Source organism: Comamonas terrae, assembly GCF_001544075.1.
Taxonomy (GTDB): Bacteria; Pseudomonadota; Gammaproteobacteria; order Burkholderiales; family Burkholderiaceae_C; genus Comamonas; species Comamonas terrae.
The window spans coordinates 15,961-38,059 of sequence record NZ_BCNT01000028.1 but is presented as its reverse complement, the minus strand read 5'-3'; the positions used below and the strand labels follow the sequence as shown (position 1 = coordinate 38,059).

Genomic DNA, 22,099 nt, shown 5'->3' with positions numbered 1-22,099 from the left:
TCGACGTGGGCGGTGTTGATGGTGATGCCGCGGGCCTTTTCTTCGGGCGCTGCGTCGATCTGGTCGTAAGCCTTGGCTTCGCCGCCAAACTTCTTCGACAGAACGGTAGCGATGGCAGCCGTCAGGGTGGTCTTGCCGTGGTCAACGTGACCGATGGTGCCCACGTTCACGTGGGGCTTGGTGCGCTCGAATTTTTCTTTTGCCATTTTTCCGACTCCGAAAAAAATCTATATCACTGCAACAGGATTTCGGCGCAACCCTATCAAAGCGAGCGCACCAGAAAATGGTGCCCATGGCGGGAATCGGACCCGCGACCTCTCCCTTACCAAGGGAGTGCTCTACCACTGAGCCACATGGGCAATGAAGATGCAAGAGCAGCTTCAAAAATCTTTGCTCGCAAACTGGAGCGGGAGACGGGAATCGAACCCGCGTCATTAGCTTGGAAGGCTAGGGTTCTACCATTGAACTACTCCCGCACAGATTTACTGCACGCGACTGCCACTTCCGGCAATCTCTCTTCTAAACCATTACTGGTGGAGGGGACTGGATTCGAACCAGTGTAGGCGTAAGCCAACAGATTTACAGTCTGCCCCCTTTAGCCACTCGGGCACCCCTCCGAAGAGACTTGAATTGTAGCATCGTTTTTTGCACCGCAAAAGAAATTTGATTTTTTCTTTTACCTTGCCACCAAACGATGTTGGCGCGGCTGGCGGGGATCGAACCCACGACCCTTGGCTTCGGAGGCCAATACTCTATCCACTGAGCTACAGCCGCGAATCCGTCAGTCACGCTAGGCATGGCCAACAACAATTCAATCCCGCCATTATGACACGGGAAAACACCCCTCGGGATCAGTTGGCCAGCTTAAATCCGAGTCCGGACAAATAGACATCCACTGACATACGCCCGACAGAGGCCAACGGGAAACTGCCCTCATTCAGAACCCAGCCATGTATGAGCCCGACAAACAGCGAATGCAAGCCCAGGGCCGCCTCCTGCGCCGAGATGGGCAGTTGCAGCGACTGCTCCTCAGCGGCCAGCAGCAGGTCGCGCGCGAACTTGTCCTGGGAGCATGCAGCGCTTTCGACGTGGCGCACCCTCACCGCCTCCAGCTCGCCCACGTATTCCATCTTGAAAAGCGCGGTCTCGAACACCTTGCGACGGCGCTCGTCGCCATCCATGCTCTCGAACACCATTTGGATGGAGGCTCGCAGCCGCTCGAGCGGCGCAAGGTCGCCATACTTGTCGTCACAGATCTCGTCGAAGGGCATGCAGATGCGGCTCAGCATGGAGGAGAAGACATCCACCTTGTCCTTGAAGTGCCAGTACACCGCCCCCCTGGTCGCACCGGCTCTCTGCGCGATGTCGCCCAGCGAAGTCCGGGAAACGCCTTTTTCAAAGAACACTTCTTCCGCAGCATCCAGCAGCTTCGTACGGGTTTCATCCGCTTCAGCCTTGGTCCTACGAACCATCTCTTACCCCTTCTCACCCCGCCGCTTGCAATACACGACGAACAAAGACAAATTAATGCCCTCCTAGGGCGCCATGAGTGCAATTATACATTTATGCATGTATGTATAATCGCGCACCAAATTGGAAGGGATCTCCTGTCCCTGCCTCTCCCGACTTCAGGCCTGTTGCGTTGGCAGCAGGCCTTATCACCGTTTCAAATGTCAATCGGAAGGACGTTCATGCATCCCGTGTATGAAACAAACCAGGCAAACGAAAGCTTGTCCAAGGCAGCCGTACTCCACCCCCGCTCCGTGGCCATTGGGCTGAGCCTGATCGCCGCCTTGGGCCTGGCCGCATGCGGCGACAAGAAAGGGGAACCGGAAAAGGCGCAGGCGGCGGCGCAGGGCCAGCGTCCGGAAGTCGGCGTGGTCACGGTGGCATTCCAGGACGTGGGAATCGTCTCCGACCTGCCAGGCCGTCTCGAGGCATCGCGCATCGCCCAGGTCCGCGCCCGCGCGGCAGGCATTGTCCAGAAGCGCCTGTTCCAGGAAGGCTCCGACGTCAAGGCCGGCCAGGTCCTGTTCCAGATCGACAACACGCCCTACAAGGCCAATCTGCAAAGCGCCCAGGCCACGCTGGCCCAGGCGGAAGCCAATCTTGCGCAGGCCTCCGCAACTGCCCGCCGCTACAAGCCGCTGGTGGAAGCCAACGCCATCAGCAAGCAGGAATACGACACGGCCGTCGCCAATGAAAAGGCCGCCCAGGCCCAGGTGGCCGCAGGCAGGGCCGCGGTGACCAATGCGAATGTCAACCTGGGTTATGCCACGGTGACTTCGCCCATCTCGGGCCGCATCGGACGTGCACTGGTCACGGAAGGTGCGCTGGTGGGACAAGGCGAGGCCACGCAGCTGGCCACTGTCCAGCAGATCAACCCCATCTATGTGAACTTCACCCAGTCATCGGACGACGTTTTCCGCCTGCGTCGCGCGCTGCAGGACGGCAAGCTGCAGAAGGCCCCGGGCACCGACGCCGCCAAAGTGAAGATCATGCTCAGCGACGGCACGCCCTACAGCAATGACGGCAAGCTGCTGTTCACCGATCTGACCGTGGACCCGACCTCGGGCCAGGTCACGCTGCGCGCCGAAGTGCCCAATCCCCAGGGCACCCTGCTGCCGGGCCTGTATGTGCGCGTGCGCATCGAGCAGGCCCAGGTCAGCAACGCCATCCTGCTGCCGCAGCAGGCCGTCACCCGCACCGAGCAAGGCGATTCGGTCAGCATCGTCGGCGACGACGGCAAGATCAGCAAGCGCAACATCACCATCAACGGCACCAAGGACAACCAGTGGATCGTGACTGCCGGCCTGAAGGCCGGCGAGAAGGTGCAGGTCGACGGCTTCCAGAAGCTGCAGATGATGCCGCCCGGCACGCCGGTCAAGCCCGTGGAATGGAACCCGAACGGCGGCAAGCCGGCCCCGTCGGCAGCACCGGCGGACAAGGATGCGGGCAAGCCGGCAGCGGCTCCCGCAGCGCCTGCCGCGCCCGCAGCCGGCGACAACGCTGAAACCAAGAAGTAAGAGGGCCTCTTCCCATGGCCAAGTTTTTTATTGATCGACCCATTTTTGCCTGGGTGATCGCTCTGTTCATCGTCGTGATCGGTGCACTGGCGATGACCAAGCTGCCGATCGCGCAATATCCGAAGGTGGCGCCACCCGCCATCATCATCAACACCGCCTATCCCGGCGCCTCCGCGCAGGTGCTGGAGGACAGCGTGCTGTCGGTGATCGAGCGCGAGATGAACGGCTCTCCCGGCATGGTCTACATGGAGTCCGTCGCCCAGGCAGACGGCACCGGCAGCATCACCATCAGCTACGCGCCCGGCACCAACGAGGACCTGGCGCAGGTGGACGTGCAGAACCGCCTCTCCCGCGCCACGCCGCGCCTGCCCGCTTCGGTGACGCAGCAGGGCGTGCGCGTGGACAAGGCCGCACGCAACTTCCTGCTGTTCGTGATGCTGTCTTCCGACGACCCGGCCTTCGACCCCGTGGCGCTGGGCGACTATGCATCGCGCAACATCATTCCTGAAATCCAGCGCCTGCCAGGCGTGGGCCAGGCCCAGCTGTTCGGCTCCGAAAAAGCCATGCGCATCTGGTTCGATCCCGCCAAGCTGCGCGGCTACAACCTGTCCGCCGAGGACGTGGTGGCAGCCATCCGCAGCCAGAACGCCCAGGTGGCCAGCGGTTCGATCGGCGACCTGCCCAACATCACGGGCCAGAAGGTGGCGGCCACGGTGACCGTGCGCGGCCAGCTGTCGTCGGTGGCGGAGTTCGAGAACATCGTGCTGCGCGCGAATGTCGACGGCTCCACCGTGCGCCTGAAGGACGTGGCCACCGTGGAGATCGGCGGCCAGAGCTATGCCACGTCGGCCCGCCTCAACGGCAAGGACGCCGTCGGCGTCGGCGTGCAGCTGACTCCCAGCGGCAATGCGCTGGCCACGGCCGAGGCCGTGCACAAGCGCATGGCAGAGCTGCAGAAGTACTTCCCCAAGGGCGTGAGCTACACCGTGCCCTACGACAGCTCCAAGTTCGTCGGCATCTCCATCGAGAAGGTCGCCCACACGCTGGTCGAGGCCGTGGTGCTGGTGTTCCTGGTGATGTTCCTGTTCCTGCAGAACTGGCGCTACACCCTGATTCCCACCATCGTCGTGCCCATCGCGCTGCTGGGCACCTTCGGCGTGATGCTGGCCGTGGGCCTGTCGATCAACGTGCTGGCCATGTTCGGCATGGTGCTGGTAATCGGTATCGTCGTGGACGATGCCATCGTGGTGGTGGAAAACGTCGAGCGCATCATGTCCGAGGAAGGACTGCCGCCGCGCGAGGCCGCCCACAAGGCCATGGGCCAGATCTCGGGCGCCATCGTCGGCGTGACCCTGGTGCTGATCGCGGTGTTCATCCCGCTGGCGTTCTTTGCGGGCTCCACCGGCAACATCTACCGCCAGTTCTCGATCGTCATGGTCGCATCGATCGCCTTCTCGGCCTTCATGGCGCTGACGCTGACGCCCGCGCTGTGCGCAACGCTGCTCAAGCCGGTGGAAGCCGGCCACCACCACGAGAAGAAGGGCTTCTTCGGCTGGTTCAACCGCGGCTTCTCGCGCACTGCCAAGACCTATGAGGGCTGGGTGGCTCGCATGCTCAAGCGCGCCATCCTGATGCTGGGCCTCTACGCGGCCATCATCGGCGCTGCGCTGGTCATCTTCCGCGGCCTGCCCACCTCCTTCCTGCCCAGCGAGGACCAGGGCTACTTCATCGTGAACATGCAGCTGCCCCCGGGCGCCGCCAAGGAACGCACGCTGGAAGTGGTCAAGACCGTGGAGAACGCCGTGCTCCAGCAGCCCGAAGTGGCCAACATGGTCAGCGTGGTGGGCTTCAGCTTCTCCGGCCAGGGCCAGAATGCCGCACTGGCGTTCGTGCCGCTGAAGGACTGGTCCGAACGGACCAGCCCCCAGTCCACGGTGGACAGCCTGGTGGGCCGCACCATGGGCGCGATCGGCGGCATCCGCGACGCCTTCGTGTTCGCGGTGAACCCGCCGCCCATTCCTGAACTGGGCAATGCCGTGGGCTTCTCGTTCCGCCTGCAGGATCGCGCGGGCCACGGCCACGAGGCCCTGGTCAACGCCCGCAACATGCTGCTGGGCATGGCCTCGCAGAGCAAGGTGCTGACCGGCGTGCGCCCGGACGGCCTGGAAGATGCTCCGCAGCTGCAGATCGTGATCGACCGCGACAAGGCCAATGCGCTGGGCGTGGACTTCTCGTCCATCAACGCCGCGCTGTCCACCGCACTGGGCTCGGCCTACGTGAACGACTTCCCCAACCAGGGACGTCTGCAGCGCGTGGTGGTGCAGGCCGATGCGCCCGCCCGCATGCAGCCCGAGGACATCCTGCAGCTGAACGCGCGCAACTCCAAGGGCGACGCCGTGCCGCTGTCCACCTTTGCCACCACCAAGTGGATCAAGGGTCCGCAGCAGACCGTGCGCTACAACGGCTATCCGGCCATGCGCCTGGAAGGCTCCGCCGCGCCCGGCTACAGCTCGGGCGAGGCCATGGCCGAGATGGAAAAGCTCGCGGCCAAGCTGCCCGACGGCTTCGGCTACGAATGGACGGGCCAGTCGCGCGAGGAAAAACTCGCCGGCGCCCAGGCCATCTTCCTGTATGCGTTCGCCATCCTGGCGGTGTTCCTGTGCCTGGCAGCGCTGTACGAGAGCTGGTCCATCCCGCTGTCGGTGATCCTGGTCGTGCCGCTGGGCCTGCTGGGCGTGGTGCTGGCCACGCTGCTGCGCAAATACTCGAACGACGTGTACTTCCAGATCGGCCTGGTCACGGTGATCGGCCTGTCGGCCAAGAACGCGATTCTGATCATCGAGTTCGCCAAGGACCTGCAGGCCGAAGGCAAGAGCCTGATGGCCGCGGCGCTGGAAGCGGCCCACCTGCGGTTCCGCCCCATCATCATGACCTCGCTGGCCTTCGGCCTGGGCGTGGTGCCGCTGGTGATCGCCACGGGCGCGAGTTCGGCCAGCCAGCGCGCCATCGGCACCGGCGTGCTCGGCGGCATGGTGACCGGCACCTTCCTTGCGGTGTTCTTCGTACCCGTCTTTTTCGTGGTGGTGCGCAAGCTGTTCGGCAGCAAGACGCCGCCACCGGCTCCGGCTGCAGCCCCGGCGGCAACGCATGGAGGCATCAACCATGACTAAGAAACTCATCCCGACCCTGCTGACCGGCGCACTGCTGGCCACCGGATGCTCGTTCATCCCCAAGCTCGACAAGCCGGCCGCGCCGGTGCCGGCAAGCTACCCCGTGGCCACCGAGGCCGGCGCCCTGGCGGCGGCCGATATCCCCTGGCAGCAGTTCTTCACCGACCAGCGCCTGCAGCAGGTCATAGGCCTGGCGCTGGAGAACAACCGCGATCTGCGCGTGGCCGTGCTCAATATCGACAAGGCCCGCGCCCAGTACCAGATCCAGCGGGCCGCACAGTTCCCGGAATTCGGCGTGGCGGCCTCGGTCAGCCGCGCGCCGAGCACGACCACGGGCCAGTACGTCAACACCTATATGGCCGGCCTGTCCATGCCCAGCTGGGAGATTGACTTCTGGGGCCGCATCGGCAGTCTCAAGGAGCAGGCGCTGGCCCAGTACCTGGCCACCGAGGAGGGCCGCAAGGCCGCGCAGATCAGCCTCGTGGCTTCGGTCGCCAACGCCTGGCTGGGCCTGCAGGCCGACGAGGAGCTGCTTGCCATCTCGCGCCGCACGCTGCACACCCGCGAGGAGTCCATCAAGCTGGCCAAGCTGCGCCTGGATACGGGCGTGGCCTCCGAGCTGGACTACCGCCAGGCGCAGTCGCTGACCGAGGACGCACGCGCCACGCTGGCACGCCAGACGCGCCAGCGCGAGCTGGACATCAATGCGCTGACGCTGCTGGTGGGCCAGACGGTACCGCCCGAGCTGCTGGGCAGTCTGCAGGGCAAGAAGCTTTCGGACCTGCCGGCACTGGCCGACGTACCGGCGGGCCTGCCTTCGGACCTGCTGCTGCGCCGCCCCGACGTGCGCCAGGCCGAACAGAGCATGATCGCCGCCAATGCCAGCATTGGCGCCGCACGCGCGGCCTTCTTCCCCAATATCACGCTGACGGCTTCGGCCGGCTTCGTGAACCCCGAGCTGTCGGACCTGTTCAAGTCCGGCTCCAAGGCCTTCTCGCTGACGCCCTCGCTGTACCTGCCCATCTTCAACGCCGGCCGCAACCGCGCGAACCTGGAGTCCGCCAAGGTCAGCGAGCAGATCGCGGCCGCACAGTACGAGAAAGCCATCCAGACAGCCTTCCGCGAAGTGGCCGACGCGCTGGTCAGCCGCGAGACGCTGCAGGACCAGCTGGCGGCCCAGCAGCGCCAGCTCGAAGCGGAAAACGTGCGCTACAAGCTGTCCGACCTGCGCTACACCAACGGTGTGGCCAGCTACCTGGACCTGCTCGACGCCCAGCGCTCGCTGTTCGCCCTGGAACAGGCCGTGGTGCAGGCACGCCTGACCCAGCTGCAGAACCAGGTCAACCTCTACAAGGTGCTGGGCGGCGGCTGGACCGAGCCCGCACCCCCGCCCACGGCGGCGGCAGCCACCCCGGACGCGGCAGCGCAATAAGCGGCTTCGTCCTCCCGCAAGGCGCCTTCCAGGCGCCTTTTTTCATGGCGGCAAACAGGCAAACCGCCGGGGGCTTGATCCAGCGCAAGCCCTTTATGGCGCCGCCGTCAACCCGGGTCGTCGTCCAGTGTCTTTGTAAAACCCCACCCATATAATGTTTTTCCAATTCCAGCCCACGCAAACACAGAGGACTTCATGAGCGAACAACACGCCCATACCGGGCCGATCAAGAACCCCAAACAGCTTCTGCTTGCCGTTTTATTCGCTTTTGTGATCCCCGTCTTCGTGATCATCGGTCTGGTCAAGTTCGTGACCGCATCCGACACCACGGGTGCCGGCTCCAGCCAGGCCGAGCGGGCCAAGGCCGTGCGCCTGCAGAAGGTGGGCTCCATCGAGATCCGCGATGCCAACCGCCCGCTGCGCAGCGGCGAGGAAGTCTTCAAGGCCCAGTGCTCGGCCTGCCACGCCACCGGCGCCGCCGGTGCACCCAAATTCCAGGACTCGGCGGCCTGGGGTCCGCGCATCAAGCAGGGCCTGGACACGCTGGTCCACTCCGCCCTGGCCGGCAAGGGCGCCATGGCTGCCCAGGGCGGCGGCGAGTTCAACGACACGGAAATCGCCCGGGGCGTGGTCTACATGGCCAATGCCGCAGGCGCCAGCTTCCCCGAACCCAGCGCCCCGGCGGGCGGTACGGCCGCGGCGCCGACCGACGCGGCGGCAGCACCTGCAGCGCCTGCACCGGCGCCTGCGGCCGCTCCGGCCCCGGCAGAGAATGCCGCTGCGCCAGCTCCTGCAGCCGCAGCGCCGGCTGCGCCCGCAGCGGCCTCCAGTGCCGGCAAGGATCTCTACAACACGACCTGCGTGGCCTGCCACGGCAGCGGCGTGGCAGGTGCGCCCAAGTTCGGCGACAAGGCGGCCTGGGCACCGTTCATTGCCCAGGGCATGGACACCATGGTGCAAAAGGCCACGCAAGGCATTGGCGCCATGCCTCCCAAGGGTGGCTCCAGCGCCTCCGATGCCGACTTCAAGGCCGCCATCCAGTACATGGTGGACAACGCCAAATAGGCCTGTCCCACACCATCTTCCCAACCGGCTGCGGCCGGTTTTTTCATTGTCAAATCATGCTCCAGCGCCCATGCAGCAAGCGCTGACAGCTATCTATCCGGAAGCATCTCAGTCGCCTGCTCCAACGCCTGCGGGCTTTGCCGGTAGCCAAAGCGCTCCGCCAGCACGCTGCGGGGCAATTCCTCGGGCTCGGCAAGCCAGCCGCGCTCCAGCGCCCGGGCCGCATCGTCCATGTCCTGCGAGTGCACCAGGCCCAGGCCCCGCGGCAGCAGCAGATACAGATGGCCCTGGTCGTCCAGCACGGCCTGCTGCACATCCGCTGCCGCCAGCAGCGCGCCGGTATGGGCCGTGAGCTCCAGCTGCGCCTCGGTGCAGCGCAGCCGCCATACCCAGGGCGCTGCCTCCAGTTCCACGAAGACGCGCTGCGGCCCGTTCTGGAAATACCAGCAGCCGCGTGCGTCGGCGTCGTAGTTGCGGCCGATGAAGTCGATCAGCTTCTCATGGCGCAGCAGCGTGCCCCGGGCGCCTGCGCGGCCACTGGCAAAGCCGCCGCAGGCCTGGGCCTGGGCATCGCGCAGCCACCACTGGCCGCGCGCGTCCAGGCCCAGCCAGCCGTAGCATGCCGGCACATGGGGCCACTTGGCCATGGCCTGCCTGACGATGTCATCCATTGCTCTACTCCTTGATGTCCTGCGCCGGCGCCAGCCACTGGGCCAGCCAGGCGGTCACGGCCCGCGGCATGGCCAGCACATGGGCGGGCCAGGCGCCGCTGGAAAAACCCACATGGCCGCCATGCCGGGGCTGCCATAACTGTACGGCCGGGCTGACCTGCGCGCGTGTCGGCAGGCTGGCCGCGGGCACGAAGGGATCGTTGCGCGCATTGAGCAGCAGCAGCGGCACGGCCACCTGACCGAGCCATGGCTTGGCCGAGGCGCGGCGCCAATAGTCGTCGGCGTCCGCAAAGCCGTGCACCGGCCCTGTGAAGATGTCGTCGAAGGCATGCAGATCGCGGGCACGCAGCAGGGCATCACGGTCGAACAGGCCCGGCGACCGCTCCCACTTGGCCAGCGCCTTGGGCACCAGCGTGCGCAGGAACATGCGCGTGTAGATCCGGCGGTTCAGGCCCTGCCCCAGCTGCCTGCCCGCGGCCACCAGGTCCAGCGGCGCACAGACCACGGCGGCGGCTCGCACCACCTCCCGCGCTGCTTCCCGTTGCCTGCCGGCCCACAGCGCCAGCGCATTGCCGCCCAGCGACACGCCCATGGCCAGCAGATCGCCGCCGCTTCCATGGCGCAGGCGGCGCAGAATCCAGTCCAGCTCGTCGGCATCGCCCGAATGGTAGGCGCGCGGCAGGCGGTTGGGCTCGCCGCTGCAGCCCCGGAAATGCGGCACCACCAGTTGCCAGCCCCGATCTGCGCAGACCTGGGCCAGCGCCACCGCATAGTGGCTGGCCGAAGACCCCTCCAGGCCATGGAACAGCACCAGCGTCGGCGCCTGCGGCAAGGCCATGGGCAGGGAAAAGTCCAGATCGATGAAATCGCCGTCGGGCGTCTCCCAGCGCCGGCGCTGCCAGCGCACGGCATGGCGGCGCTGCTGCCTGCGGGCATACAGGGCCGACCAGATGGTCTGCACATGGCCGCCGGGCTGCCACCAGGGCGCACGGAAATCCTGCATTGCCGCTACTCCAGCCAGGCCTGGAGTGCCGCATCCAGGCCGTCGCGCTGCGCCGCGCGCCAGACCAGTTCGGGCGCCGCCACATGGATGCCGGGCGGCGCCTTCTGCAGCGCGGCATCCACCAGCCGCGCGACGTGCAGGGGCCGCACCGGCCGTTCCTGGTCCGGCACCATATAGCTCAGCGCCGAGAACATCATGCGCGCCACCCGCTGCAGCCAGTGCCGGGGGGTGGCCCGCTGCGCCGCGCGCGCCGAGCGCACGAAGATCAACCGCTCGAAGCCCAGCGCCGCCACGGCCTGCTCGTCCAGATTGGCCAGGCCGCGCTTGATGGCCTGGGGCAGGCTGCCCATGTCGTGCGGCAGCACCACGGCAAGCGTCTGCACGCCGCAGCCGCGCATCCATTGCGCCAGGGCCTTGAGCTGCTGCGGCTCGGGCGTCCAGAGTGCGCGCTCACGCTGGTGGAAAGTGCGCGGGGGCTCGAACATGACCACGCCGACCTCGGCCGGCATGTGCACTGCCAGCGCCGGCCATTGCGCAGGCTCGGCCGGCGGGACCTGCTGCAGCTGCACGCCGCGCATGGCTGCGGCATAGGGCTCGCGGGCCAGCACCCGCACCTGCGCATAACGCTGGCCGCCCGCCAGCCGGTTGAGCACCTCGTTGCCCAGCGCTCCGGTCGCCCCGGCCAGCAGCAGCCGCGGCAATGCGGCGGCCCGGGGAGCCGGGCACTGTGCGGCGCGCAGCGCTTGCAGTGGGTTCACGGTGGTCATGGACAGGGGAGTCGGAAAGGCTGGGGCAGTACAGAAGCGTTTTTGCGCATTGTGCGTTTTCTCCCACTCCAAGCACAGCTGCCGCCGCCAAATCCGCGCAAAAACGATGTGCTATCGTTCCAATCCTCTTATCGCGCAGGAAAGAAGCTCCCATGAAACGCTGGCTCCTCTGGTTCGCGACGGCTGCGTCGCTGCTCTCCCTGACCGGCTGCGGCTACAACGACTTCCAGCGCCTGGACGAGAAATCCAAGGCGGCCTGGAGCGAGGTGCTCAACCAATACCAGCGCCGCGCCGATCTGGTACCCAACATCGTGGCCACGGTCAAGGGCGAAGCCAGCTTCGAGCAGGACACGCTGACCCGGGTGATCGAGGCGCGCGCCAAGGCCACCTCCATCCAGGCCACGCCCGAGCTGATCAACAACCCCGAGGCCTTCAACAAGTTCCAGCAGGCCCAGGGTGAGCTCTCCAGCGCGCTGTCGCGCCTGATGGCAGTGTCCGAGCGCTATCCGCAGCTGCAGGCCAACCAGGCCTTCCGCGACCTGCGCGTGACGCTCGAGGGCACGGAAAACCGCATCACCGTGGCGCGCAACGACTACATCGGCACCGTGCAGGCCTACAACGTGCTGGCGCGCAGCTTCCCGACCAACATCACGGCCAAGGTCTTCGGCTACGCGGTCAAGCCCAACTTCACCGTGCAGAACGAGGCACAGATCTCCCAGCCGCCCAAGGTGGACTTCTCCGCCCCTGCCCAGCCGGCCAAGCCCTGAGCGCGCAACACGGCCGCTGCCTGACCATGCCGCCCCTGCCCCTCTGGAGAGCCCTGGCCGCCCTGCTGCTGGCCTGGCTGTGGCTGCTGCCCGTCCAGGCGCAGACCGCGGGCACGCAGCGCCTGCCCGTGCCCGCATTGGCTGGCCGCGTGATCGACCAGACGCATACGCTGGGCGCCGATGCGCAACAGCGGCTGTCGCAGCAGCTCAAGGCGCTGGAGGACGGCACGGGCGCCCAGGTCGTGGTGCTCATGGTGCCGACCACGGCGCCCGAGGACATTGCCGGCTATGCCAACCGCGTGGCCCAGGACTGGAAGATCGGCCGCCGCGACATCGGCGACGGCCTGCTCATCGTCGTGGCCAAGGACGACCGGCGCATGCGCATCGAAGTGGCGCGGCGCCTGGAGGGTGCGGTTCCCGACATCAAGGCCGCGCAGATCATCGACCAGGCCATGAAGCCGCGCTTTCGCCAGGACGACTATGCGGGCGGCCTGTCGGCCGCCATCGATCAGCTGTCCCTGCTGATCCGCGGCGAGGAGCTGCCGGCGCCCGCGCCGCGCTCTGCTGCCCCGGCCCGCTCGATGGGCGACTATGCCGACTTTCTGCTGCCGCTGCTGTTTTTCGGCTTCCCGCTGGCGATTGCGCTGGCGCGCTCCATCTTCGGACGCGGGCTGGGCTCGCTGGTAGTCGCAGGCCTGGCCGGCGCGGCGGCTTTCTTCGTCACCAGCAGCCTGCTGATTGCCGGCATGGCGGCCTTCTTCGGCCTGCTCATCACCCTGCTGTCCAATCTGTCGCGCATCGGCGGCGGCCCCTACATCAGCAGCGGCAGTTCGGGGGGCTGGAGCAGCGGCAGCAGTGGCGGCGGCTGGAGCTCTTCGGGCGGCGGCGGCTTCAGCTCGGGCGGCGGGGGCAGCTTTGGCGGCGGCGGCGCCTCGGGAGACTGGTGACATGGCCCATGTTTTCCATCGACTGGCACGGCTGGTGCGGCACCGCTGGACCGAGATGCATCTGCGCAAGGCCCTGCCGCCGCATGCGCTGCAGGAGCTGGAGACGCTGATCGCGCACAGCGAGCTGCGCCACACCGGCCAGGTACGCATCTGCGTGGAGGCCGGGCTGCCGTTCAGCTATATCTGGCACGACGCCACGGCCCGCCAGCGCGCACTGTCCATGTTCGGCAAGCTGCGCGTCTGGGATACCGAGCACAACAACGGCGTGCTGATCTACCTGCTGCTGGCCGACCATGCCATCGAAATCGTGGCCGACCGCGCGCTGCACCGCACCATGAGCGATGAGCAATGGCAGACGCTCATCAGCGACATGCAGTCGGCCTTCAAGGGCGGACATTTCCACATCGGGCTGATGTCGGCGCTGGAGCGCGTGAGCCGCCAGCTCGAAACGCACTTCCCCAGCCGGCCGGGCACTGCGTCTTCAGGCGGCCATGCAGGCCTGCCCGATGCACCCGTGGTCGAGCGGCATCTGCCCGGCAAGGCGCAGTAAGGCCGCATGCCTTCGCATGCGTGGCATGGCAGCTACCGTATGGATAGCTGCCACCTCGCCATGGCCCTCGGATTTCAGGCAAACAAGCCTCAAAGCCTATAGAGGGCAAGCGCCAGACGCTACTACTTTGACAATCCCAGGCTCAGCGCAGCAGTTGCCGGCCAGCCGGCGAGCACAGCCACAGCACGGCCGCAACGTGGAGCGCGGCCATCAGCCAGAACGTGGCCTGGAAGCTGGCCTTGCTCGACTTGTGGCGCAGCCATTGCTGGGCCAGCACTGCACCCGGCCAGCCGCCCAGCAGCGCCAATAGCTGCAAAGTGCTTTCGGGGGTGCGCCAGCGGCCATGCCGCGCCGCCGATTTGTCGCGCCAATAGGCCATGAAGGTGAAGGCGCCAAGCACTGCGTAGACCAGCCACAGCAGCGGCGGCACACCCCAGGCCCGGTTCACGGCCAGCAATGCCGCCAGCCAAGCGCACAGCGCACCGTAGCCCAGGCGCGCCGGCAGATGCCAGCCGCCGCGTTGCGCAGCGGCCTGGTGGCGGCCGGCCGGATCCGGCCTGTGCGGCACCGCCGCGGCCATCGCCCCGCTCGCGCGCCAAGCCACCTGCTCGGCGCGTTTTCTGCCCTGCTCCACGCCCACGCCAAACTGCAGGCGCTGGCCCACGCGCGGGCGATGGCCGGCCGGCGGGCGCGGCTCGAACGCGCTGATGTGCACAAACACGCGCTCGCCGCCGTCGGCCTCTATCCAGCCGAAGCCGCGCTCGTCGTTCCATTGCGCCAGGGTGCCGGCAAACCGCATGCTGTGCTGCTCCACAAGGGCTCAAAGCCCGGCATTGTCGCAAACCGGCCCAGGCCGGCAGACCGACACGCGTATGCAAATGTGCCTGTGCATGCCGCAGAATGCGCGCCTGTCCTGCGCCGGAAAAAGCCAACAGCAGGGCACTCTGTGTTAGCGTCACGGCATTCCGAAAAAACATTTCCCAACGAAAGACCAAGCATGAAGAAAACCCTGTTTTCCCTCGCCGTCGTCAGCGCCGCCCTGGCACTGAGCGCTTGCTCCTCGATCAGCCCGCGCGGCGCCGAAACGCCGCAGGAGTACGACTATGTGCTCAGCTGCAAGCTCAAGCAGGACGACCCCAAGAAGTGCGAGGCGCAGGTGCGCGCGCTGTGCGACGACCCGGGCAAGGCCGTCATCCGCAAGTCCCGCCACGTGGACCCCCAGGACAACTCGGTGGTCTACGCCTACCAGGCCAGCTGCAATTGAACGGCCGGGTTGCTATGGTTTGATGAGCTGCCGTCGCCCTGCCCTCCGCGGCTTGAGAGGCCTGCAGCCCTCAAACCATGGCAGATCAGGCGTATACAGCTCCTGAAAACCGAGCAGGCATGAAAAAAGCCGCCAGCAATGGCGGCTTTTTCGTGTCGGCGTGCCGGACCCAGGCCCGGCACGGGCCGGTCAACGCTTCTGGCGGAACTTGCGCAGCGCGGCGATCTGGGCGGCCATGATGGCCAGCTCGGATTGCGCACGCGCGAGGTCGATCTCGCTCTTGGCGTTCTTCAGCGCTTCCTCGGCTTCGGCCTTGGCGCGCTCAGCCTTTTCGGCGTCCAGATCGGCACCGCGGATGGCAGTGTCGGACAGCACGGTCACGCAGTTGGGTTGCACTTCGAGGATGCCACCGGCCACGAAGACGAACTCTTCGCTGCCATCGGGCAATTCGATGCGCACCGAACCGGGCTTGATGCGCGTGATCAGTGGCGTGTGGCGGGGATAGATGCCCAGCTCGCCGGCTTCACCGGGCAGGGCAACAAAGCGCGCTTCACCGGAGAAGATGGACTCTTCGGCACTGACCACATCAACGTGGATGGTGTTCATCTTTGCTCCTCAGAAAAGGTTAAGGGCTGATTCCTAAAAAAGGCATGGCCCAGCTCAGGGACGCTAAGCAAGGGCCGCCCCGCAGCGAGAGCGTCGTCCCCCTCTACAGAGGGGGAAGCGGCGCAGCCGCTCAGGGGGAGCCTTGGTTAGGCCGCCAGCTTCTTGGCCTTCTCGAAGGCTTCGTCGATGGTGCCAACCATGTAGAAGGCTTGCTCGGGCAGGTGGTCGCACTCGCCGTTGGCAATCATCTTGAAACCGCGGATGGTTTCGGCCAGGGGCACGTACTTGCCGGGCGCGCCGGTGAACACTTCGGCCACGTGGAAGGGCTGCGACAGGAAACGCTGCATCTTGCGGGCGCGGGCCACCACCAGCTTGTCTTCGGGAGCCAGTTCGTCCATGCCCAGGATGGCGATGATGTCGCGCAGTTCCTTGTAGCGCTGCAGCGTGCCTTGCACGGCGCGGGCCACGGAGTAGTGCTCTTCGCCGACCACCTGGGGGTCCAGCTGGCGGCTGGTGGAGTCCAGCGGGTCCACGGCGGGGTAGATACCCAGCGAAGCGATGTCACGCGACAGCACCACGGTGGAGTCCAGGTGGGCGAAGGTCGTGGCGGGCGAGGGGTCGGTCAAGTCGTCGGCAGGCACGTAAACGGCCTGGATCGAGGTGATCGAGCCCACCTTGGTCGAGGTGATACGCTCTTGCAGGCGGCCCATTTCCTCGGCCAGCGTGGGCTGGTAGCCCACGGCGGAAGGCATGCGGCCCAGCAGAGCGGACACTTCGGTACCGGCCAGCGTGTAGCGGTAGATGTTGTCCACGAAGAACAGCACGTCCTTGCCTTCGTCACGGAACGCCTCGGCCATGGTCAGGCCGGTCAGCGCCACGCGCAGACGGTTGCCTGGGGGCTCGTTCATCTGGCCGTAGACCATGGCCACCTTGGAGTCGTTCAGCGACTCCTGGTTCACCACGCCAGCGTCCGACATTTCGTGATAGAAGTCGTTGCCTTCACGGGTACGCTCGCCCACACCGGCGAACACCGACAGACCGCTGTGGGCCTTGGCGATGTTGTTGATGAGCTCCATCATGTTCACGGTCTTGCCCACGCCGGCGCCGCCGAACAGGCCCACCTTGCCGCCCTTGGCGAACGGGCAGACCAAGTCGATCACCTTGATGCCGGTTTCCAGCAGTTCCTGCGAAGGCGACAGTTCGTCGTATGCGGGAGCCTTGCGGTGGATGGCAGCCGTCAGCGTCTGGTCCACGGGACCGCGCTCGTCGATGGGGTTGCCCAGCACGTCCATGATGCGGCCCAGGGTGGCCTTGCCCACGGGCACGGTGATGGGGTTGCCGGTGTTGGTGACCATCAGGCCACGCTTGAGGCCGTCCGAAGAACCCAGGGCAATGGTACGCACCACGCCGTCGCCCAGCTGCTGCTGGACTTCCAGGGTCAGGGCCGAGCCTTCGAGCTTCAAGGCGTCATACACCTTGGGCACCTGGCCATGGGGAAACTCCACGTCCACCACGGCGCCGATACATTGAACAATCTTGCCTTGTACTTGAGCCATTCTTTGCTCCAATCTGTTTGTCTGTTAAAGCCGTTTACACAGCGGCGGCACCTGCCACGATTTCCGACAGTTCGGTCGTGATCGCTGCCTGGCGCGTCTTGTTGTAGACCAGCTTCAACTCGCTGATGACGTTGCCGGCGTTGTCGGTGGCGGCCTTCATGGCCACCATGCGCGCCGATTGCTCGGACGCCATGTTTTCCGCAACAGCCTGGTACACGAGGGATTCCACGTAACGAACCAGCAGCTCGTCGATGACGCTCTGGGCGTCGGGCTCGTAGATGTATTCCCAGGATGCACCCGTCTTCTCGGCTTGCAATTTTTCGGACGACAGGGGGAGCAGCTGCTCCACCACCGATTCCTGCTTCATGGTGTTGATGAACTTGGTGTACGCCACGTACACCTTGCTCAGCTTGCCTTCGGCATATTGGTCCAGCAGCACCTTGACAGGCCCGATGAGCTTGTCGAGATGAGGCGTGTCGCCCAGGCCTGTGGCATGGGAGACGACCTTGGCGCCAACACGGTTCAAGAAACCCAGTCCCTTGCCACCGATGGCCACTGCCTCCGTCGAAACACCCGCATCCTGCATTTCGCGCAGCTTGGTCGTGACGACACGCAACACGTTCGTGTTCATGCCGCCGCACAGCCCCTTGTCCGTCGTCACCACGATGACGCCGGCCTTCTTGGCATCGTTCACCTGCATGAACGGATGCACGTACTCGGGGTTGGCTTGACCAAGGTTGGCGGCAATGTTGCGGATTTTTTCGCTGTAGGGGCGGGCAGCCAGCATCCGGTCCTGCGCCTTGCGCATCTTGGATGCAGCCACCATTTCCATGGCTTTGGTGATCTTCTTGGTGTTTTCCACCGATTTGATCTTGCCGCGTATTTCCTTACCTGCTGCCATGTTGGCTCCTCGTCCGGTTTAAGCGAACGACTTCTTGAACGCAGCGATGGCAGCGGTCAATTCGGCTTCGTCCTTGCCTTCCTTGTCGAAAGCACGGTTTTGGTTCAGGCGGTCCAGCAGCGCAGCGTGGCTGGTCTTCAGGAACTGGTGCAGGCCGGCTTCGAAGGGCAGCACTTGCTTGACTTCGATGTCGTCCATGAAGCCCTTGTTCACTGCGAACAGCGACACGGCCATCAAGGCAGTGCTCAGGGGCGAGTACTGGGCCTGCTTGAGCAGTTCGGTCACGCGGGCACCGCGGTCCAGCTGCTTGCGGGTTGCATCGTCCAGATCGGAAGCGAACTGCGCGAACGCAGCCAGTTCACGGTACTGCGCCAGGTCGGTACGGATACCGCCGGACAGGCCCTTGATCAGCTTGGTCTGGGCCGAGCCGCCGACGCGCGACACCGAGATACCGGCGTTGATGGCGGGGCGGATACCGGCGTTGAACAGGTTGGTTTCCAGGAAGATCTGGCCGTCGGTAATCGAAATCACGTTCGTGGGAACGAAGGCAGACACGTCGCCAGCCTGTGTTTCGATGATAGGCAGAGCTGTCAGCGAGCCGGTCTTGCCCTTGACTTCGCCCTTGGTGAAGGCTTCGACGTAGTCGGCATTCACGCGAGCGGCGCGCTCAAGCAGACGGCTGTGGAGATAGAACACGTCGCCGGGGAAGGCTTCGCGGCCCGGGGGACGGCGCAGCAGCAGCGAAACCTGGCGGTAGGCCACGGCCTGCTTGGACAGGTCGTCATAGACGATCAGGGCATCCTGGCCGCGGTCGCGGAAGTATTCGCCCATCGTGCAGCCCGAGTAGGCCGACACGTACTGCATGGCAGCGGATTCGGAAGCGGTGGCCGCCACGACGATGGTGTATTCCATTGCGCCGGACTGCTCCAGAGCGCGCACCACGTTCTTGATCGACGAAGCCTTCTGACCGATGGCCACGTAGATGCAGGTAACGCCCTGGCCCTTCTGGTTGATGATGGCGTCGATGGCCACGGCCGTCTTGCCGGTCTGGCGGTCGCCGATGATCAGCTCGCGCTGGCCACGGCCCACGGGCACCATGGAGTCGATGGACTTGATACCGGTCTGCAGAGGCTGGTCCACGGACTGGCGGGCGATCACGCCGGGAGCGACCTTCTCGATCACGTCGGTCATCTTGGCGTTGATCGGGCCCTTGCCGTCGATGGGCTGACCCAGGGCGTTCACCACGCGGCCGACCAGCTCGGGGCCCACGGGCACTTCCAGAATGCGGCCCGTGCACTTGACGATGTCGCCTTCCTTGATGTGCTCGTAAGCACCCAGAATCACGGCACCCACGGAGTCGCGTTCCAGGTTCAGAGCCAAGCCGAAGGAGGCTTGGCCGTCGGCGCCTGCGGGGAATTCCAGCATTTCGCCAGCCATCACGTCCGACAGGCCGTGCACGCGCACGATACCGTCGGTCACGGAGACCACGGTGCCCTGGTTGCGGACGTCAGTGCTAGCAGCCAGCCCTTCGATGCGGCTCTTGATCAATTCAGAAATTTCTGCGGGATTGAGTTGCATGACTCTTTCCTTCTTTCTTGTGTTTAGCCGAGACCTCAAGCGCGCATTACGCGGTGAGGGCCGCTTTCATTTGTTCCAGGCGGGCCTTGACGGAGGTGTCCAGCACTTCGTCACCCACCACGACGCGAATGCCACCGATCAGGGACTGATCTTGCTCAACCGTCAGGTTCAGCTTGCGGCCGAAACGCTTTTCCAGCGAGACGCCCAGCTCGGCCAGAGCTGCGGCATCGATCGGGAATGCGCTTTGCACGACAGCGTCCGAGGAGCCGGAAGCACGGTTGACGAGGCCGCGCAGTTGCGCAGCCATCTCCGGCAGGGCTGCCAGACGGCCGTTTTCAATGATGACGCGCAGGAAATTGCGCGCGACATCCGGCAACGCCGAACCGGCCACGCCCGTGATCACGTCGAACAGCTGCTCGTGCGTGACGTTGGGATCGTCGGCCAGTTGGCTCAGTTGCGGGTTGGCGGCAATCGCCGCCAATTCCTCCGCCCAGGCGACAGTGCTGGACAGGTCAGCACCTTGCTCGGTGCTGGCCTTGAACAGCGCATCGGCGTAAGGGCGGGCAATGGTGGCGAGTTCTGCCATTTTGCTCTTCCTTACAGCTCGGTCTTCAGGCGGTTCAGCAGGTCGGCGTGGACGCCGGCATTGACTTCCTTGCGGAGAATCTGCTCGGCACCCTTGACGGCCAGCACAGCCACTTGCTCGCGCAGGGCTTCGCGGGCGGCGATTGTCTGCTGCTCGGCTTCGGCGCGGGCAGCAGCAACAATCTTGTTGCCCTCTTCGGTTGCACGGGCCTTGGCCTCTTCGATGATGGCCTGGGCACGGCGTTCGGCGTCCGCAAGCCGCGATGCTGTCTCGTTGCGCGTAGCGGACAACTCCTGCTCGACGCGCTTGTTCACAGCGGTCAGTTCAGACTTGGCCTTGTCGGCAGCAGCGAGGCCATCGGCGATTTTCTGGGCTCGCTCATCCAGTGCCTTCGCGATCGGGGGCCACACGAACTTCATCGTGAACAGCGCCAGGATCAGGAAGACAACGAGCTGAACGAACAGGGTCGCGTTAATACTCACGGCAACACCTTTCTATTTAGGGCGTTGATCGGAGCTTAGGCCACCAGTTGGAAGGGGTTGGCGAAAGCGAACAGCAGGGCGATGGCCACGCCGATCAGGAAGGCGGCGTCGATCAGACCGGCCAAGATGAACATCTTGGTTTGCAGTTCGTTGATCAGCTCAGGCTGGCGAGCCGAGGATTCCAGGAACTTGCCACCCATCAGCGCGATACCGATCGAAGCGCCGATAGCGCCCAGACCAACAATCAGACCACAAGCCAGAGCGACGAGACCGAGAACGTTTTCCATGATGACTCCTAGAGATGAAGGGAAGGTTGAAAGGTTGAAAAGGAAAGGTCAGTGAGCTTCATGTGCCTGGCCGAGGTAAATCAGCGTCAGCATCATGAAAATGAAGGCCTGCAGGGTGATGATCAGAATGTGGAAGATCGCCCAGATAGAGCCCGCAATGATGTGCCCCACGGGGAGCAACACACCAGAGAGCGACATAGCCGCTGCGCCACCCATCAGGGCAATCAGCATGAACACCAACTCACCAGCGTACATGTTGCCGAACAGTCGCATGCCGTGCGAAACCGTCTTGGCAACGTATTCAATGATCTGCATCGCCAGGTTCACGACACCCAGGATCACAGCAAAAATCGGATTCTTGGAGGTGCCGAACGGAGCGGTCACCAGCTCATGCGCCCAGCCGCCTGCGCCCTTGATCTTGACGGAGTAGATCAGGCACAGCACCAGCACGCCGCAGGACAGGCCCAGCGTGGTGGACAGGTCGGCCGTGGGCACGACGCGCAGATAGGCGTGGTGGTCGCCGGTGCCGTGCTGCCACAGCACGGGCAGCAGATCCACGGGCAGCATGTCCATGGCATTCATCAGGAAGATCCAGACGAACACGGTCAGGGCCAGCGGAGCGATGAACTTGCGCGACTGGGCGTTGTGGATGTTGGCCTTGGCCTGGTTGTCCACCATCTCGACCAGCATTTCCACGGCGGCCTGGAAGCGACCGGGAACGCCGGAAGTGGCCTTGCGCGCAGCCAGCCACATGACGAACAGACCCAGCAGACCCAGGATGACGCTGACGGCGATCGAGTCCATGTTGATCACGGAGAAGTCCACGATGGACTTCTGCTTGATGTTCTGGAGGTGTTGCAAGTGGTGAACGATGTATTCACTTGCAGTTGGTGCGTGCGCTTCTGCGGCCATCGGTCAACTTCTCTCAAATATCAATCGGTTTTTTGGACACCGGACCGCACCAGAAGCGCGATCCAATACGTTTTCATCACAACAATCAAGCCGGTCAGCAGCGCCAGCCAGCTCAGGCCGGGAATCAGCCTGGGCGCAGCCGCCAACATGGCGATGCACAGCACCAGCTTGACCAATTCCCATCCGAAAATTCCCACCATGGCCGCCCCGGCGCCTCCCGGCCGCTGGCGTGCCACGCCTCTTGCAAACAGCGCCGCGGGCAGCACGACGGCCAAGGCACCATAACCGGCCGACCAGCCCACAACCGCACGTCCTGTCACCCCCCAGGCCAGCAGCGCCACCGCCAGCCCCACCAGGGCCTGCACCGCGACAATGCGCCATACGGACACCTGCGGAAAGCGCATGCGCCAAGCCTGCGCCTCTTGCGCGGAAAGGGGCTTGAAGTCTTCGACTTCATCCTCATCCTGTGTTTCGGCGGCAATGTTTTTCATGCTTATTGGGCGCCACCAAGCTGACAGAAACCGGACAA

General features: G+C 64.9%; 23 protein-coding genes and 4 tRNA genes. 8 read left to right on the top strand and 19 right to left on the bottom strand.

Going from position 1 to position 22,099, the window contains the following annotated elements; all coding sequences use genetic code 11:
- The 6 genes from Cte04_RS21430 to Cte04_RS21405 form a co-directional block, all read right to left on the bottom strand.
- Positions 1-206: GTP-binding protein (locus Cte04_RS21430; protein ID WP_083526564.1), on the bottom strand; the 206-nt coding region annotated here is incomplete at its 3' end.
- A 78-nt stretch (positions 207-284) separates the two neighbouring features.
- Positions 285-359, bottom strand: a tRNA-Thr gene (locus tag Cte04_RS21425).
- 43 nt (positions 360-402) lie between these two features.
- A tRNA-Gly gene (locus Cte04_RS21420) sits at positions 403-476 on the bottom strand.
- 55 nt (positions 477-531) lie between these two features.
- A tRNA-Tyr gene (locus Cte04_RS21415) sits at positions 532-617 on the bottom strand.
- An 81-nt stretch (positions 618-698) separates the two neighbouring features.
- Positions 699-774: transfer RNA gene (locus Cte04_RS21410), tRNA-Arg, on the bottom strand.
- Between the two features lie 77 nt (positions 775-851).
- Complete coding sequence (locus Cte04_RS21405) at positions 852-1,472, bottom strand: TetR family transcriptional regulator (RefSeq protein WP_066483859.1); 621 nt, start codon at positions 1,470-1,472, stop codon at positions 852-854.
- 219 nt (positions 1,473-1,691) lie between these two features.
- On the opposite strand from Cte04_RS21405, the gene Cte04_RS21400 reads away from it, so the two are divergent.
- The 4 genes from Cte04_RS21400 (at position 1,692) to Cte04_RS21385 (ending at position 8,693) form a co-directional block, all read left to right on the top strand.
- Positions 1,692-3,026, top strand: coding sequence for an efflux RND transporter periplasmic adaptor subunit (locus Cte04_RS21400; protein ID WP_066483858.1), 1,335 nt, complete (start codon positions 1,692-1,694; stop codon positions 3,024-3,026).
- 14 nt (positions 3,027-3,040) lie between these two features.
- Positions 3,041-6,196 (top strand): efflux RND transporter permease subunit, encoded by a 3,156-nt coding sequence (locus Cte04_RS21395; protein WP_083526795.1) that lies wholly within the window; start codon positions 3,041-3,043, stop codon positions 6,194-6,196.
- Positions 6,189-7,628, top strand: coding sequence for an efflux transporter outer membrane subunit (locus Cte04_RS21390; protein WP_066483857.1), 1,440 nt, complete (start codon positions 6,189-6,191; stop codon positions 7,626-7,628). Before Cte04_RS21395 ends, Cte04_RS21390 begins: the two co-directional genes overlap by 8 nt.
- A 195-nt stretch (positions 7,629-7,823) precedes the next feature.
- Positions 7,824-8,693, top strand: a complete 870-nt coding sequence (locus tag Cte04_RS21385; protein ID WP_066483856.1) for a c-type cytochrome — start codon at positions 7,824-7,826, stop codon at positions 8,691-8,693.
- 89 nt (positions 8,694-8,782) lie between these two features.
- Here Cte04_RS21385 and Cte04_RS21380 read toward each other — a convergent pair whose 3' ends face one another.
- The 3 genes from Cte04_RS21380 to Cte04_RS21370 are packed head-to-tail and all read right to left on the bottom strand — an operon-like array spanning position 8,783 to position 11,134.
- Entirely contained in the window at positions 8,783-9,364 is a 582-nt protein-coding gene (locus Cte04_RS21380; RefSeq protein ID WP_066483855.1) for a DUF2946 family protein, read from the bottom strand.
- A gap of 4 nt (positions 9,365-9,368) precedes the next feature.
- Positions 9,369-10,367 carry a YheT family hydrolase gene (locus Cte04_RS21375; RefSeq protein WP_066483854.1) on the bottom strand — a complete coding sequence of 333 codons (999 nt, stop codon included), beginning with the start codon at positions 10,365-10,367 and terminating at the stop codon, positions 9,369-9,371.
- 5 nt (positions 10,368-10,372) lie between these two features.
- On the bottom strand, positions 10,373-11,134 hold the full coding sequence (locus tag Cte04_RS21370) for a Rossmann-fold NAD(P)-binding domain-containing protein (RefSeq protein ID WP_066483853.1): 762 nt from the start codon (positions 11,132-11,134) through the stop codon (positions 10,373-10,375).
- A 152-nt stretch (positions 11,135-11,286) separates the two neighbouring features.
- Between Cte04_RS21370 and Cte04_RS21365 the strand changes: the two genes are divergently transcribed.
- From Cte04_RS21365 to Cte04_RS21355, 3 genes are read left to right on the top strand one after another with little or no spacing between them, the layout of a single operon-like run.
- A complete protein-coding gene (locus tag Cte04_RS21365) occupies positions 11,287-11,901 on the top strand; it encodes a LemA family protein (RefSeq protein ID WP_066483852.1) in 615 nt (204 codons plus the stop codon).
- A gap of 26 nt (positions 11,902-11,927) precedes the next feature.
- Positions 11,928-12,848 (top strand): TPM domain-containing protein, encoded by a 921-nt coding sequence (locus Cte04_RS21360; protein ID WP_066483851.1) that lies wholly within the window; start codon positions 11,928-11,930, stop codon positions 12,846-12,848.
- A gap of 1 nt (position 12,849) precedes the next feature.
- Positions 12,850-13,398 (top strand): TPM domain-containing protein, encoded by a 549-nt coding sequence (locus Cte04_RS21355; protein WP_066483850.1) that lies wholly within the window; start codon positions 12,850-12,852, stop codon positions 13,396-13,398.
- A gap of 142 nt (positions 13,399-13,540) precedes the next feature.
- Here the strand turns inward: Cte04_RS21355 and Cte04_RS21350 are convergent, their stop codons facing one another.
- Positions 13,541-14,197 (bottom strand): DUF1294 domain-containing protein, encoded by a 657-nt coding sequence (locus tag Cte04_RS21350; protein ID WP_066483861.1) that lies wholly within the window; start codon positions 14,195-14,197, stop codon positions 13,541-13,543.
- A gap of 198 nt (positions 14,198-14,395) precedes the next feature.
- Here Cte04_RS21350 and Cte04_RS21345 point away from each other — a divergent pair, with 198 nt between their 5' ends.
- Positions 14,396-14,662: a hypothetical protein gene (locus Cte04_RS21345; RefSeq protein ID WP_066483849.1), complete on the top strand. Its 267-nt coding sequence runs from the start codon at positions 14,396-14,398 to the stop codon at positions 14,660-14,662.
- A 189-nt stretch (positions 14,663-14,851) separates the two neighbouring features.
- On the opposite strand, the gene Cte04_RS21340 is transcribed toward Cte04_RS21345, so the two are convergent.
- From Cte04_RS21340 to Cte04_RS21300, 9 genes are all read right to left on the bottom strand, one after another.
- Positions 14,852-15,268 (bottom strand): F0F1 ATP synthase subunit epsilon, encoded by a 417-nt coding sequence (locus tag Cte04_RS21340; protein WP_066483848.1) that lies wholly within the window; start codon positions 15,266-15,268, stop codon positions 14,852-14,854.
- A gap of 146 nt (positions 15,269-15,414) precedes the next feature.
- A complete protein-coding gene (gene atpD / locus Cte04_RS21335; RefSeq protein WP_066483847.1) occupies positions 15,415-16,824 on the bottom strand; it encodes a F0F1 ATP synthase subunit beta in 1,410 nt (469 codons plus the stop codon).
- Between the two features lie 34 nt (positions 16,825-16,858).
- Complete coding sequence (atpG, locus tag Cte04_RS21330; protein ID WP_066483846.1) at positions 16,859-17,725, bottom strand: F0F1 ATP synthase subunit gamma; 867 nt, start codon at positions 17,723-17,725, stop codon at positions 16,859-16,861.
- Positions 17,726-17,743: 18 nt separating this feature from the next.
- Positions 17,744-19,303 carry a F0F1 ATP synthase subunit alpha gene (gene atpA / locus Cte04_RS21325; protein WP_066483845.1) on the bottom strand — a complete coding sequence of 520 codons (1,560 nt, stop codon included), beginning with the start codon at positions 19,301-19,303 and terminating at the stop codon, positions 17,744-17,746.
- Between the two features lie 46 nt (positions 19,304-19,349).
- Entirely contained in the window at positions 19,350-19,889 is a 540-nt protein-coding gene (locus tag Cte04_RS21320) for a F0F1 ATP synthase subunit delta (RefSeq protein WP_066483844.1), read from the bottom strand.
- A gap of 11 nt (positions 19,890-19,900) precedes the next feature.
- Positions 19,901-20,371: a F0F1 ATP synthase subunit B gene (locus Cte04_RS21315; protein WP_066483843.1), complete on the bottom strand. Its 471-nt coding sequence runs from the start codon at positions 20,369-20,371 to the stop codon at positions 19,901-19,903.
- Positions 20,372-20,406: 35 nt separating this feature from the next.
- Entirely contained in the window at positions 20,407-20,658 is a 252-nt protein-coding gene (gene atpE, locus Cte04_RS21310) for a F0F1 ATP synthase subunit C (RefSeq protein WP_003059376.1), read from the bottom strand.
- 48 nt (positions 20,659-20,706) lie between these two features.
- Positions 20,707-21,570: a F0F1 ATP synthase subunit A gene (gene atpB, locus Cte04_RS21305; protein WP_066483842.1), complete on the bottom strand. Its 864-nt coding sequence runs from the start codon at positions 21,568-21,570 to the stop codon at positions 20,707-20,709.
- 20 nt (positions 21,571-21,590) lie between these two features.
- On the bottom strand, positions 21,591-22,061 hold the full coding sequence (locus tag Cte04_RS21300; RefSeq protein ID WP_066483841.1) for an ATP synthase subunit I: 471 nt from the start codon (positions 22,059-22,061) through the stop codon (positions 21,591-21,593).
- Between the last annotated feature and the right edge of the window lie 38 nt (positions 22,062-22,099).

Bases quoted from the DNA above. Each gene is read 5' to 3' on its own strand.
- Cte04_RS21385 (WP_066483856.1), top strand. From the start codon at position 7,824: ATGAGCGAACAACACGCCCATACCGGGCCGATCAAGAACCCCAAACAG.
- Cte04_RS21340 (WP_066483848.1), bottom strand. From the start codon at position 15,268: ATGAACACCATCCACGTTGATGTGGTCAGTGCCGAAGAGTCCATCTTC.
- Cte04_RS21365 (WP_066483852.1), top strand. From the start codon at position 11,287: ATGAAACGCTGGCTCCTCTGGTTCGCGACGGCTGCGTCGCTGCTCTCC.
- Cte04_RS21375 (WP_066483854.1), bottom strand. From the start codon at position 10,367: ATGCAGGATTTCCGTGCGCCCTGGTGGCAGCCCGGCGGCCATGTGCAG.
- Cte04_RS21400 (WP_066483858.1), top strand. From the start codon at position 1,692: ATGCATCCCGTGTATGAAACAAACCAGGCAAACGAAAGCTTGTCCAAG.
- Cte04_RS21300 (WP_066483841.1), bottom strand. From the start codon at position 22,061: ATGAAAAACATTGCCGCCGAAACACAGGATGAGGATGAAGTCGAAGAC.
- Cte04_RS21355 (WP_066483850.1), top strand. From the start codon at position 12,850: ATGGCCCATGTTTTCCATCGACTGGCACGGCTGGTGCGGCACCGCTGG.
- Cte04_RS21320 (WP_066483844.1), bottom strand. From the start codon at position 19,889: ATGGCAGAACTCGCCACCATTGCCCGCCCTTACGCCGATGCGCTGTTC.
- atpG (WP_066483846.1), bottom strand. From the start codon at position 17,725: ATGGCAGCAGGTAAGGAAATACGCGGCAAGATCAAATCGGTGGAAAAC.
- Cte04_RS21360 (WP_066483851.1), top strand. From the start codon at position 11,928: ATGCCGCCCCTGCCCCTCTGGAGAGCCCTGGCCGCCCTGCTGCTGGCC.
- atpD (WP_066483847.1), bottom strand. From the start codon at position 16,824: ATGGCTCAAGTACAAGGCAAGATTGTTCAATGTATCGGCGCCGTGGTG.
- atpB (WP_066483842.1), bottom strand. From the start codon at position 21,570: ATGGCCGCAGAAGCGCACGCACCAACTGCAAGTGAATACATCGTTCAC.
- atpA (WP_066483845.1), bottom strand. From the start codon at position 19,303: ATGCAACTCAATCCCGCAGAAATTTCTGAATTGATCAAGAGCCGCATC.
- Cte04_RS21390 (WP_066483857.1), top strand. From the start codon at position 6,189: ATGACTAAGAAACTCATCCCGACCCTGCTGACCGGCGCACTGCTGGCC.
- Cte04_RS21395 (WP_083526795.1), top strand. From the start codon at position 3,041: ATGGCCAAGTTTTTTATTGATCGACCCATTTTTGCCTGGGTGATCGCT.
- Cte04_RS21370 (WP_066483853.1), bottom strand. From the start codon at position 11,134: ATGACCACCGTGAACCCACTGCAAGCGCTGCGCGCCGCACAGTGCCCG.
- Cte04_RS21345 (WP_066483849.1), top strand. From the start codon at position 14,396: ATGAAGAAAACCCTGTTTTCCCTCGCCGTCGTCAGCGCCGCCCTGGCA.
- Cte04_RS21350 (WP_066483861.1), bottom strand. From the start codon at position 14,197: ATGCGGTTTGCCGGCACCCTGGCGCAATGGAACGACGAGCGCGGCTTC.
- Cte04_RS21380 (WP_066483855.1), bottom strand. From the start codon at position 9,364: ATGGATGACATCGTCAGGCAGGCCATGGCCAAGTGGCCCCATGTGCCG.
- Cte04_RS21405 (WP_066483859.1), bottom strand. From the start codon at position 1,472: ATGGTTCGTAGGACCAAGGCTGAAGCGGATGAAACCCGTACGAAGCTG.
- atpE (WP_003059376.1), bottom strand. From the start codon at position 20,658: ATGGAAAACGTTCTCGGTCTCGTCGCTCTGGCTTGTGGTCTGATTGTT.